The organism is Bifidobacterium sp. LH_730, from assembly GCF_056355835.1.
Genome location: NZ_JBKETB010000005.1, coordinates 109,614 through 121,984 on the forward strand (window position 1 = coordinate 109,614; position 12,371 = coordinate 121,984).

At 65.6% G+C, this 12,371-nt stretch carries 11 protein-coding genes and 1 tRNA gene; 2 read left to right on the plus strand and 10 right to left on the minus strand.

Annotation, left to right across the window (positions count from 1 at the left end; translation table 11 throughout):
• Positions 1–59: 59 nt before the first annotated feature.
• From rplA to AC1AUD_RS07965, 6 genes are all read right to left on the minus strand, one after another.
• Positions 60–752 (minus strand): 50S ribosomal protein L1, encoded by a 693-nt coding sequence (gene rplA, locus AC1AUD_RS07940; protein ID WP_476573756.1) that lies wholly within the window; start codon positions 750–752, stop codon positions 60–62.
• Between the two features lie 20 nt (positions 753–772).
• Positions 773–1,204, minus strand: a complete 432-nt coding sequence (rplK, locus tag AC1AUD_RS07945; RefSeq protein ID WP_476573758.1) for a 50S ribosomal protein L11 — start codon at positions 1,202–1,204, stop codon at positions 773–775.
• 824 nt (positions 1,205–2,028) lie between these two features.
• A complete protein-coding gene (gene nusG, locus AC1AUD_RS07950) occupies positions 2,029–2,934 on the minus strand; it encodes a transcription termination/antitermination protein NusG (protein ID WP_476573760.1) in 906 nt (301 codons plus the stop codon).
• Between the two features lie 43 nt (positions 2,935–2,977).
• Positions 2,978–3,205, minus strand: a complete 228-nt coding sequence (gene secE / locus AC1AUD_RS07955; protein WP_476573762.1) for a preprotein translocase subunit SecE — start codon at positions 3,203–3,205, stop codon at positions 2,978–2,980.
• Between the two features lie 28 nt (positions 3,206–3,233).
• Positions 3,234–3,309 (minus strand) — tRNA-Trp (locus AC1AUD_RS07960).
• A 344-nt stretch (positions 3,310–3,653) separates the two neighbouring features.
• Positions 3,654–4,862 carry a pyridoxal phosphate-dependent aminotransferase gene (locus AC1AUD_RS07965; RefSeq protein ID WP_476573882.1) on the minus strand — a complete coding sequence of 403 codons (1,209 nt, stop codon included), beginning with the start codon at positions 4,860–4,862 and terminating at the stop codon, positions 3,654–3,656.
• A 119-nt stretch (positions 4,863–4,981) separates the two neighbouring features.
• Here AC1AUD_RS07965 and AC1AUD_RS07970 point away from each other — a divergent pair, with 119 nt between their 5' ends.
• The gene (locus tag AC1AUD_RS07970) at positions 4,982–6,424 is read left to right on the plus strand and encodes a polysaccharide deacetylase family protein (RefSeq protein WP_476573764.1); all 1,443 of its coding nucleotides are present in this window, start codon (positions 4,982–4,984) and stop codon (positions 6,422–6,424) included.
• A gap of 86 nt (positions 6,425–6,510) precedes the next feature.
• Here the strand turns inward: AC1AUD_RS07970 and AC1AUD_RS07975 are convergent, their stop codons facing one another.
• The 3 genes from AC1AUD_RS07975 to rhmD all read right to left on the minus strand — a co-directional run bounded on the left by AC1AUD_RS07975 (position 6,511) and on the right by rhmD (position 9,405).
• A complete protein-coding gene (locus AC1AUD_RS07975; RefSeq protein ID WP_476573766.1) occupies positions 6,511–7,311 on the minus strand; it encodes an IclR family transcriptional regulator in 801 nt (266 codons plus the stop codon).
• Positions 7,312–7,405: 94 nt separating this feature from the next.
• Positions 7,406–8,167: an HpcH/HpaI aldolase family protein gene (locus AC1AUD_RS07980; protein WP_476573768.1), complete on the minus strand. Its 762-nt coding sequence runs from the start codon at positions 8,165–8,167 to the stop codon at positions 7,406–7,408.
• A 14-nt stretch (positions 8,168–8,181) separates the two neighbouring features.
• Positions 8,182–9,405: an L-rhamnonate dehydratase gene (gene rhmD, locus AC1AUD_RS07985; RefSeq protein WP_476573770.1), complete on the minus strand. Its 1,224-nt coding sequence runs from the start codon at positions 9,403–9,405 to the stop codon at positions 8,182–8,184.
• 335 nt (positions 9,406–9,740) lie between these two features.
• On the opposite strand from rhmD, the gene AC1AUD_RS07990 reads away from it, so the two are divergent.
• Entirely contained in the window at positions 9,741–11,090 is a 1,350-nt protein-coding gene (locus tag AC1AUD_RS07990; RefSeq protein ID WP_476573772.1) for an MFS transporter, read from the plus strand.
• Positions 11,091–11,236: 146 nt separating this feature from the next.
• On the opposite strand, the gene proB is transcribed toward AC1AUD_RS07990, so the two are convergent.
• Positions 11,237–12,370, minus strand: coding sequence for a glutamate 5-kinase (gene proB, locus AC1AUD_RS07995; RefSeq protein WP_476573774.1), 1,134 nt, complete (start codon positions 12,368–12,370; stop codon positions 11,237–11,239).
• Between the last annotated feature and the right edge of the window lies 1 nt (position 12,371).

The window sequence follows — 12,371 nt, forward strand, 5'->3', positions numbered from 1 at the left end:
TATGCAGAGGAGCGACGCAAACTCACGCCGCTCCCCAACGCTGTATTTCGCGCTATAACTCAGGCGTAGATCGCCGGATCGACCGGCACGCCCGGGTTCATCGTGGAGGTGATCGTCGCCTTGGTGATGTAGCGGCCCTTCACGGTGGAGGGCTTCAGGCGCTTGACCTCATCGGCCACGGCCTTGAAGTTCTCGTCCAGAGCCTGCTCGTCGAAGCTCATCTTGCCGATGAGGAAGCTCAGGTTGCCGTTCTTGTCGACGCGGAACTCGATCTTGCCGCCCTTGATGTCGGCGACGGCCTTGGTGACGTCCATGGTCACGGTGCCGGTCTTCGGGTTCGGCATGAGGCCACGGGGGCCGAGCACGCGGCCGAGGCGGCCGACCTTGCCCATCATGTCCGGGGTGGCCACGACGGCGTCGAAGTCGAGGAAGCCATCGGCGACCTTCGCGATGAGCTCGTCATCGCCGACGATGTCGGCGCCGGCCTCGGTCGCCTCGGTGGCCTTCGGGCCACGGGCGAACACGAGCACCTTGGCGGTCTTGCCGGTGCCGTGGGGCAGGTTGACGGTGCCGCGCACAAGCTGGTCGGCCTTGCGCGGATCGACGTTCAGACGGAACACCGCTTCGACGGTCTGGTCGAAGTTGTAGGCCGGCATGCTCTTGAGCAGGGCGATGGCCTCGTTGGCGGTGTAGAGGTTGTTGCGATCGATGCGCTCGGCAGCTTCGCGGTACTTCTTGGAACGCTTAACCATTGTCGTATTCCTTCCCTTGCTCAGTCGGTGACCGTGATGCCCATGGAACGGGCGGTGCCCTCGATGATCTTCATGCCGGCTTCGATGTCACGGGCGGACAGATCGGCCATCTTGATCTCGGCGATCTCCTTGACCTGAGCCTTGGTGACGGAGCCGACCTTGTGGGTCAGCGGGTTCTCGGTGCCCTTCTCGATGCCGGCGGCCTTGAGCAGCAGAGCCGCGGCCGGCGGGGTCTTGAGGATGAAGGTGAAGGAACGGTCTTCGTAGACGGTGATCTCAACCGGGATGACCTGACCCATCTTGTCCTTCGTGGCGTCGTTGTACGCCTTGCAGAAGTCCATGATGTTCACGCCGTGCGAACCCAGGGCAGGACCCAGCGGCGGGGCCGGATTGGCCTTGCCAGCCTGAATCTGCAGCTTGATCAGCGCGGAGACTTTCTTCTTGGGAGCCATATATGGTTCTTCTTTCTATGAAGCGGTGGTGCCGGCGCCCACGTTCCGTTCGACGGATCGCGAACTCCTCCCGCAACCTATATTGCTGCGCTGTGCCAGCGGGCACGGCTCACGCCAGCCCTCCAGCCACAACTTTTCCATTATGCAGTCCCTCGCGGACATGCTTTTCCTTCCTCCGCCGAGGAAGGAAAAGCGTCCGGTCAACGGCGAGAGGATGCGGCCAACTTGCGGCGGCAAATGGCCGCGGCGGCGCCTGCGCATACCGCGTTCCCAGATCAATGGGATGTCTCGGACACAGCGCGTGTCGGACCGCATTTGGTAAGCAAAGACTTGGGCCTATGGTTCTCCGGACAGGCGGCAACCTCGTGACCATCGTCGGGGCAACAGCGGGGCAATATAACCGGCGGCATCACACCAGCCAAAATCAGCGGCGCTCCGGGACTCCTAGGCGGGGCACGGGCCATGCCGAACCGTCCCGGCGTTACCCACATGCCGCCAAGTGGCGCAGAGGTAACGCGGAGAGAAGTCTCAGCGTACCTCCCGCTCCAATAAGTGGAAGGTAGGTAACGCTACGAGGCTCTCAGCGTTACCTATATGCCGCTAACAGGAGCGCGGGTAACGCTAACCCCTCCCAGCGTTACCTGCGCGCCACCAACAGGAACGGAGGTAACGCCAGGCCATCCGTCAGCGATACCCGCATGCCACCAAGCGGAGCGCAAATAACGCCCGGTCATCCGACCGCCCAAAGTCCCGCCGACCTCCGGCCCGTCCCGAAATAGCGAAAAGCCCCGCACGGCGGCGGGGCTTTCGGATAAGCAGCGATATCAGCCGAGCTTCTCGACCTGGTCGAAGCCAAGCTCGACGGGCGTGTCGCGGCCGAAGATGGACACAAGCACGGTGAGCTTCTGCGTGGTCGGCTCGACGTCGGAGACGACGGCGGCCATCGTGGCGAAGGGACCGTCGGTAACGGTGACCTGATCGCCCACGGCATAGGACACCTCGATGGTGCGCTTCTTGGCGGCGGCGGGCTTGTCACCGGCCTGCTTCAGCGCCTCGGAGGCGATCATCGGCGCCATCATGGCGACGACTTCCTTGCGGCTCAGCGGCGCGGGCTCCTTGGTCGGGCCCACGAAGCCGGTGACGCCCTCGGTCTCGCGCACGATGCGGCGCGCGTCCTCGTCCGGCCACATGCGGATGAGCACATATCCGGGAATGCGCACGCGGGTGATGACCTTCTTACCCTTGTCGGTGTGCTTCTCGACCTCTTCCATCGGGACCTCGATCTGGAAGATCTTGTCCTCGAGGCCGAAGCTGGCGATACGGGATTCGACGTTGGTCTTCACGCGCTTCTCATAACCGGAATAGGTATGGAGCACATACCATTTGCCTTCGAGCGTGCGCAGCGACTTGGAGAATTCGTCGACGGCCTGCTGACCGGCATCGGAAGCCTCGGCCTCGGCGGTCGCCTTGGTCTCGCCAGCCTCGCCGTCGGTGGGCTCATCGCCCAGCGCCACGGCCACATCGGCATCGTTCACCGCAGCGGCGGCATCATCCGCCGACTCAGTCTCGCCAAGAGCCTCGAACGCAACGGCCGCATCCTCATTCGCATCGGCCTCAACCGGCGCGGCGGCCTCAAGATTGATCTCCGGCTCAGCGGCCGCCTCGACACCCGCCTCTTCGGGCAGGTCGGGCAACGCGTCCAGACCTTCGAGATTCACTTCATCACTCATGCACATTCACCTTCGGGTTAGGCAGTCATACCGGGAAGAACGATCAGCCGAACACCCACAGCGTGGCCTTGCCCAGGCCGAAGTCCATGCCGGTGACCAGCGCCATCAGCAGCAGCACGAAAATGAACACGGCGAGCGACCAGAAGAACAGCTCTTTCGCGGTGGGAGTCACGACCTTGCGAAGTTCGTCGATAATCTGCTTGATGAACAGACCGATACGCATGAAGACATTGGGCTTGACCGCTTTTTCGCTCTTGCTTGCCTTCGCCATATCCATCCTTCGCTTGGGTTACATCACTTGGCAGGGAAGGCGGGACTCGAACCCACAACCTACGGTTTTGGAGACCGTTGCGCTACCAATTGCGCCACTTCCCTAGGGGAACTCTGCCCATGCTACCCGCACCGGTGAACCTATGCGTTCGCATCGGGCAAAACCGCCAAGCCGATACCTTAGCAGCATATGTCGATTTCGACAACCCGAGTGTCGCCGGTGTCGCGAACCATCCCCGTCGCCGCCGTGTCGCGCCCCGCGCCACTCCACGGTGCCGTTTTCTCCACGGTGCGGTAAACCCCACCATGCGGTAAACGTCATTTCGGCCATATTCCGCCGTTTTATGGTTTACCGCACGGTGGGGTTTACCGCACCGTGGAGTTTGCCGCACCGTGGGGAGGTGGGGTTTGGGGGAAGGGGATGAGGATATGGGGAGGGTTGGGAGAGGTTATGCCTCGACCCAGGTTTTCATGCGGCGCATGCCTTCGGCCAGGGATTCGTCGTCCAGCGCGTAGGAGAAGCGGAGGTATCCGGGCGCGCCGAAGGCCTCGCCGGGCACGGCGGCGACATGCGCCTGGTCGAGCATCGCGGCGGCGAGCTCGGAGGAGGTCGCGCACGTCACATGCTCCGGGCCGAGCGGGCGGTCGAGCAGCTCGCGCACGTCGGCGAAGGCATAGAACGCGCCGGTCGGCGTCGGGCAATGCACGCCCTCGATATCGTTGAGCGCGGCGACGATGGCGCGGCGGCGCGCGTCGAAGGCCTCGCGCATATGATGCACCTCGTCGAGCGGCCCTGCCACGGCGGCGAGCGCCGCGCGCTGCGAGACATTCGCCACATTCGAGCTCATATGCCCCTGCAGCTTCGAGGCGGCCTTGGCCACCGGCAGCGGCGCGATCAGCCAACCGACGCGCCAGCCGGGCATCGCGTAGGTCTTGGCCACGCCGTTGAGCACGATGAGCTGGTCGCGGCATTCCGGCACGGCCGCGCCGATGAAGGTCGTCTTCGCGTCGTCATAGTTGAGGTGTTCGTAGATTTCGTCGGAGATGATCCAGATATGGTTCGCGACGGCCCATTCGCCGATCGCGCGCACGGTTTCGGGGCTCCACACGGCGCCGGTCGGGTTGTTCGGCGAGTTGACGATGATCGCCTTGGTGCGCCCGGTGGCCGCGGCCTTGATCGCCTCGACATCGGGCTCGAAGCCGCGCTCGGCACCGGCGAACACCTCGACGGGCACGCCGCCGGCCAGCTTGACGGCCTCGGGATAGCTGGTCCAATACGGCGCGGGGATGATGACCTCATCGCCGTCGTTGAGCAGGATCTGGAAGGTTTCGTAGACGGCCTGCTTGCCGCCGTTGGTCACGACGACCTGTTCCGGGGCGACCTCGTATCCGGAGTCGCGCAGCGTTTTGTCGGCGATGGCCCGGCGCAGCTCGGGCAGGCCGGGGGTCGGGGTGTATTTGTAGTTGCGCGGGTCGCGGCACGCCTCGGCGGCGGCGGCGACCACGGCGGCGGGCGTCGGGAAATTCGGTTCGCCGGCGCCATAGGCGATGACGTCGATGCCCGACGCCTTCATCGCTTTCGCCTTGGAATCCACGGCGAGGGTGGCGCTTGGGGCCACGCGGTCGATACGGTCGGAAAGGGTCTGCCATTGCGCCATAGTCATGGCATCCATGCTAGACCTTCCGCACGAAAACGCGCAGGGGCGCGCGCATATGTCGGACGACTTGCGCGCACGCTGGCCCGATGGTGGAATGGGAGGGACGGAAGAGGGGACATATGGCGGGAATTTCTGACGCGAATCGAGACGAGGACCGCGCCAGCGGCCCGGTTCACTCCCACGCGGCGCACGGCCGGCATACGCGCCGCGTCAGCGACGGCGCCAGTGGCGGCAGCGTCAGCGCCGCGAACATCCCCGGCGCCACCGGCGATCCCAATGACGGCGACATGCCCCGCCTCGATGCCGACGCCTTCACAGCTCCGCTCACGAGCGACGGCTCTCCCGTGGCACCGGGCGCGCACCGCATGGCGTCCATTCGCTCAGGTCAGCGCCGACCGGCGACCGCACGCACCGGCCTGCATATCAGCCGCTCGTCCGCCCGTGCCGTCGCGGCCGCCCGCACACGGTTCGTCGCATTGGCAGCCGCGGCCATGGCGCTGTTTCTTGTGCTGGCGTTGGCCATCGCCGCGCCACGACTCGCCCTGCCTTCGCCCGTCCCGGCGGCCGATGCCTCGATCAAGGCGACGGCAACGCGGCCATACCGCAAAACCCTGAACCGCGCGGCGGCGCCGACCGGCGACCCCGGGCGCATCGTCATCGGAGTCAACGGCAGCCCCGTCACCATCGTGCTCAAGGGCGAGCGATACGTGGAGCCGGGCGCGCATGCGATGGACCCAGACGAGGGCGCGCTCACCGCGCGCATCAGGACCAGCGGCACAGTGGACACGAGCACGCCAGGCGACTACTGCATCCAATACACGGTGACGAACGCCGCCGGCAAACTCGCGCACGCCGAACGAACCGTGCGCGTGGTCGAGTCGATGGAGCGGCAGAACGGCGGCATACCGGTGCTTATGTATCACTACGTCTACGCGGACGATGCGCCGCCGGCCGAGCTCAACTCCAATTTCATCGCGGCGAGCGCGCTCGAGGAACAGCTGAAATACCTGACCGGCAACGGCTTCTATTTCCCCTCGTGGCGCGAGGTGCGCGCCTTCCTCGACGGCACGCACAGCCTGCCCGCCAAAAGCGTGGTGCTGACCTTCGACGATGGCGAGGGCGGGTTCTTCGGAGTCGGCGCACCGCTGCTGGCGAAATACCGGGTGCCGGCCACGTCCTTCGACATCACCGTCGATCCAGGGGTGGTGCAGCGGATGCGCGAGATGGCGACGCCGTATCTCGAATACCAATCGCATTCGCATGACATGCACCGGGCGGGCGGCACGATCGGGCACGGCGGGCGCATCAGCGCGATGAGCCGCGCGCAGATCGTCGAGGATCTCAAGGCTTCGCAGGCCTTGACCGGGGCGGGCGAGGCCTTCGCCTATCCCTTCGGCGACACGACGCCCGAGGCGCAGGAGGCAGTGCGCGAGGCGGGGGTGCTGTGCGCCTTCACCACGCGATACGGCTGGGCGAAGGTCGGCGCCGACCCCACGGCGCTGCCGCGTGTGCGCATCCAGGGAAACGGGACTTTGGAGACCTTCATAGCGGCCATTCAGTGAGGGACATAGGACGACGACGCGAAGTTCATGGTTCTGCGACCGATATTCGGCTTAGGGGTTCGCGTGACGTCCGCAACCCCTCATCATCAATCCGCGCGCTCGTTGGCCTCGGTCTGGTATCCGAGCTCCGCGCCGATGCGCTTGGCAGCGTCCAATAGCACCGGACCGAGCGCGCGCATGCGCTTGGGAGGCATGAACTGGTTCGCGCCGGAGACGGATATCGCGGCGACGATCTTGCCGCGGCCATCATGCACGGGCGCGGCCACGCACCGGATGCCCGGTTCGTTCTCCTCAAGGTCGTAGGCGAAGCCCTGCCGCGCGAATTTCTCCATCGCGGCGTGGAAGGCGCTTTCGTCGGCATAGTCGTGCTGCGGATCGCGGTTCGTAAGATTGCGGTCCTGCACATATTGCGAGGTCCAGCGCGTGGGCGAATCGAGCAGCAGCGCCTTGCCCAGGCCCGTGTAGGTCAGGGGCATGCGGCAGCCGATCCACGAATGGATCTCGATCGTGCGCCCGCCATGGATCTTGTCGAGATACAGCGTTTCGCCGGCCTCCTCCACCGCCAGATGCACAGTGTCCTTGACCTGCCGGGCGAGGCTCTCCAGCACCGGATGCGCCACGGTTTGCAGGGAGACGCTGTCAAGCGCGCGGAAGCCAAGCTCGATCAGAGCCGGCCCCAGGCGCAGCTTGCCATCCGGGTCCTCGCGCAGGAAGCGTTCGATGCGCAGCGCCTGCACCAATCGGTGCGCGGTGGAACGGCTCAGCCCGGTGGCCTCGACGACGGATTTCAGCGCCGTGGCTCCACCGGCGACGGCGCGGATGACCTCGATGCCGTGGATCAGCGTGCCGGTTCCCGCTGGAGCGGGGCTGTCGGATGCGTATGCCATCACGAGGTCCTTTCCGTGGATATCAATGCATATGGTACGTCCGCCGACGCCCGGGAACTCCCGGATGCCGGCGGACGTGAGTGCCGATCCGAATCTAACGGTATTGCGCGAGATCCCGGTCCATCGCGTGCACGAGGAGGTCGGTGTCCCCCGCGACCGCGACGAAGGTGGCGCCCCATTCGACGAAGCGCTTGGCCGTGGGCGCGTCGAAGGCCAGCGAACCGATGGCCTTGCCATGCGCCTTGATGACGTCGAAGGCGTGGTGGATCTCGTCCATGATCGCCGCGGCGTCATCGGGGTGGCCGAGCGAGGCGGACAGATCGGCGGGCCCGATGAAGATGCCATCGATGCCCTCGACTGCCGCGATATCCTCGATGTTGTCCAGCGCCTCCTGGCTTTCGACCTGCACCAGCAGGCAAATCTCGCCGCGTGCGTCGCGCATGTAGTTCGGGATCCGCCCCCAGCGCCCGGAACGGGCGATCGGCGAGCCGACGCCGCGGATGCCCTGGGGCGCGTATTCGACGGCCTTGACCATCAGCCGCGCTTCCTCGGCGGTGTTCACCATGGGGATGAGCAGCGTCTGCGCGCCGAGGTCAAGCACCTGCTTGATGGCCACGGGATCCGCCGAATGCGGGCGCACGATGGGCGTGGTCGGATAGCCATGCGTGGCGCGCAGGCAGTCGAGCGTGGTGTTGAGGTCGTAGGGACCGTGCTCGCCGTCCAGCAGCAGCCAGTCGTAGCCGGAATCGGCCGCGATCTCCGTGATGGTCGGCGAGGCCGAGGCCATCCACAGACCATACTGCGGCGTGCCGGAGGCAAGGGCGGCCTTGAATGCGTTATGCGGAAGTGCAGTCATGGTGAGGCTTTCCGTCAGTGCTCGAACGGGCGCTCGAGCGGGCAGTCGCGGTTGAGTTCCACGCCGAAGCCGGGCTTGTCGAGCTGTTCGGCGGTGATGATGCCGCCTTCGGGCACGGGCTCGCCCACGAGGATCGGGTCGAACTGCGGGCGCAGATGGTCCGCCTTGGGCGCGGTCATCAGGAACTCGCTGAACGGCGTGTTCGTGAAGGTGATGACCGCGTGGTGCGAGTAGACCGACGAGCCGTGAGGCACCACGAGCTGGCCGCGCGACTTGGCGATGGCCGCGATCTCGCACAGGGAGGTGACGCCGCCGCACCAGCCGACATCGGGCTGCAGGATGTCGACGCCCGCGTCGGACAGCTCCTTGAAGCCCTCCAAGGTGCCGGTGTGTTCGCCGGTGGTCATCAGCATGCCAGCCGGCATGACCTTCTTGAGCTGGCGGTAGGACTCGATCTGGTTCGGAGGGAAGCATTCCTCGATCCACTTGAGGTGGTAGGGCGCGGCCGCGTGCGCCAGCTTGGTGGCGTAGTTGACGTCCTGGCTCATCCAGCAGTCGAACATCAGCCAGAAGTCGTCGCCGACCTTCTCGCGCATGTCGGCGAGCATCGCGATGTCCTTGGCGATGCCCTGGTCGCCGGCCGCCGGGCCCCAGTGGGTCGGCATCTTGCCGCCGATGAAGCCCATCTTCTGCGCCAGATCGGGACGGGCGCCGGTGGCATAGAAGTGGATCTCGTCGCGCACCGCGCCGCCGAGGATCTTGTAGACCGGCAGGCCGATGACCTTGCCGTAGAGATCCCACAGCGCCAGGTCCACGGCCGAAATCGTGTTGATGACCACGCCGCCGCCACCGGAGTAATACAGCGTGGAGTTGATCATCTGGTCGTGGATGAGCTTGATCTGGTCGACGCGCTTGCCCTCCACGAAGCGGCTCAGATGATGCTCGACGATGAAACAGCCGGGGTTGCCGGCGGTCGAGATCGCGAAGCCGGTGGTGCCGTCGGAGGCCTCGACCTCGACGACCAGCGTGCCGAGCACATTGATGCCGAAGGACTGGCGGGACTGTTCGTATTCCGCGTACTTCGACATCGGGGTGCAGATATGGTCGTCGATCCAGTGTCCGGAACCCTGGTCGTGATAGTCGCCGCCGCCCTGTCCGTGGACCTTGGCGGCCGCGCCTCCCATGGAATACGCGCGGATATGCGTGATGATGGGCAGTTTCGTCGATGGCAATGGCATCGTGCACTTCCTCCTCATTGAGATTCGGCCGGTCACCCGCGTGGATCGTTCCGTGCGGATGCGCCGTGTGGTGACATGTCCCACTCTATGGGAGCCGATCCCACCGTCCCACATACAGGGACGACCCGCAACGAATTTGGGACGGCGCGTACACGCACGGCAGCGCCCGCCCTCGCTTCCGCGGCCATCCCAAAACATCCCACCCCAATCCCACATATTGGGACCCACCCCACGCGTCCCTAATCTAAACCGCAGGACGGCAACGCCCCGCGTGCAATGACGGCGCGGACGCCACCGCCCAATGAGGTTATCCCTGAGCGACAACGAGGTTCCTTATGGCACAGCAATCCCCCACCGCAACCAGTCCGCGCACATCGGACGCCGCAAGCGGCTCCCACGACCTATCCCGCATCATCGCCAAGACCAGCGCGCGGCTTGTGCCGTTCCTGATGCTGATGTATGTGCTCGCCTTCTTCGACCGCACCAACATCAGCTACGCGCAGCAGTCCTATATGGCCGACACCGGGCTGACCGCCCAGGGATACGCATTGGGCTCGGGCCTGTTCTTCGTGATCTATTCCTTCCTCGGCACGCCCTGCAATCTCGCCATGCGCAAGGTCGGCGCACGCAAATGGCTGACGCTTCTCGCCATCGCCTGGGGCATCGTGGGCGCGGCCATGGCCTTCACCCGCAACGAATCCCAGTTCCTGATCGTGCGCGTGCTGCTCGGCATCGCCGAGGCCGGCTTCTTCCCCGGCGCCATCTACCTGACCACGATTTTCTTCCCGAAGAAGCAGCAGGATGAGATCCGCGGCCTGTTCTACATGGGCGCCCCGATCGCCATGGTCATCGGCTCGCCCATCTCCGGCCTGCTGCTGCAGATGCACGGCATCATGGGACTGCCCGGCTGGTTCTGGATGTTCTTCCTCGAAGGCATCGCCGCCGCGGTCGTCGGCATCGCGGCTTGGTTCTATCTTGACGACACGCCCCGCACGGCCCGTTTCCTGACGCCCAAGGAAGGCGCGCTGCTCGCCGACGCCATCGAGGACGAGGAACGCCGCGCCTCCGCCGCCACCCAGTCCAGCGTCAAGGGCGCGTTCGGATCCTGGCGCGTGTGGGTGCTGTCGATTGTGTATTTCCTCATCCAGGTGGGCGTCTACGGCATCACCTTCTTCCTGCCCACGCAGGTTTCCAGCCTTGTCGGCGAGAAGGTCGGCCTCAAGGTCTCGCTGATCTCCACGATTCCATGGGTCTTCGCGCTCATCGGCACGTGGCTGCTGCCCAAGTGGAGCGCCCGCGTCGGCCACCATCATGTCTTCGTCACCGTCATCCTGCTCATCACCGGCGCCTCGATCATCATCTCCGCGTTCGCCTCGCCGCTCATCGCCATCATCTGCCTGTGCTTCGCGGCCACCGGCGTCATCGCCAGCCAGCCGATCTTCTGGCGCATGCCCACCGAGCTGCTCACCGGCGCGGCGTTGGCCGGCGGCATCGGCATCGTGACCATGCTCGGCGGTTTCGGCGGCTTCTTCGCGCCGAATATCCGCGTGTGGTTCGACGCCCTGTTCCACACCGCCGACACCGGAGAAGGCGGTCTGGTGGCCCTCGGCGTGTTCGTGCTCGTCGGCGCGGCGCTCAGCTGGATCGTTTCGCTTTCCGAGCGCGGCAAGGGACTCGAGGACTGAGATCCGCCCGCAACTCATATCATGCAAAAGACCGCCCTTGGCAGGGGCAAACGGCGAGACGCCGGTTCCCTGCCGAGGGCGGTCTTTGCTTATTCGCTTATGCGGTGAGCTCGTGTCGCCGTGCAATCGACGCAACGCGCGTGCGTTCAGACGAGCACGAGATCGTCGCGGTGGACGATGGGATGCGCGTATTCGGGACCGAGGAAGCGCTTGAGCTGGGCGCTGGTGCGGCCCAGCATCTGCGGGATCTCCTCGGAGTCGAAGCCTGCGAGTCCACGCGCCAGATGCGCTCCGGACTCGTCGTCGATCCACACCGGGTCGCCGGCCGAGAACTCGCCGCGCACCTCGAGCGCGCCGGCGGCCAGCAGCGAGGCGCGGCCTCCGCGAACAGCCGAGGCCGCGCCGGAATCCACGACGATCGAGCCGCGCGGATTCGCGGCGAAACCAATCCACAGGCGGCGCGAGGAACCGCGATGCTTGATGGGGGCAAAGACCGTGCCCACCGGGTCGCCCATCATAGCCGGCCCCGCGTTCACCGCCGAAGTGAGCACCGAGGGAATGCCGGAGACGGCCGCCACACGCGCCGCCTCGAGTTTGGTGACCATGCCGCCGGTGCCGACCTTGGAGCCGGTGCCGCCGACCTCGATCTCGCCGAGCGCGTCCACGACATCCGGCACGTAGCCGATGCGCTGCGAGCCGGGCTGCGCGGGCGGGGCCGTGTAGAGCGCGTCCACGTCGGTCAGCAACACCAGCGCGTCGGCGCGCACCAGATTGGCGACGAGGGCGGAAAGCCGGTCGTTGTCGCCGAAACGAATCTCGTTGGAGGCCAGCGAATCGTTCTCGTTGACGATTGGGATGACGCCCAGATCAAGCAATCGGTTCAGCGTGCGCTGCACGTTGCGGTATTGCGTGGCGCGGACGGTGTCCTGCGCGGTGATGAGGATCTGCCCGACGCGCACGCCGTACCGCCCGAAGGCGGCCTCGTATTGCGCCATGAGCAAGCCCTGACCGACGGCCGCCGCGGCCTGCTGGGTGGCGACATCGGTCGGACGCGCGTCAAAACCAAGCGGCCCGAAGCCGGCCGCGATGGCGCCGGAGGAGACCAGCACCACGCGCGCGTCCATCAGATGCACGGAAGCCAACGCCGCGACCAATGCATGCAATCGCCCGGGGTCGAGCCGGCCTCCCTCCTGCGTCAGCGAACTCGAACCGACCTTGACGACGATGGTGCGCGCGCTGGCGATGCGCCGGCGAATCTCAGCCTGGCTTGGTGTGGACATG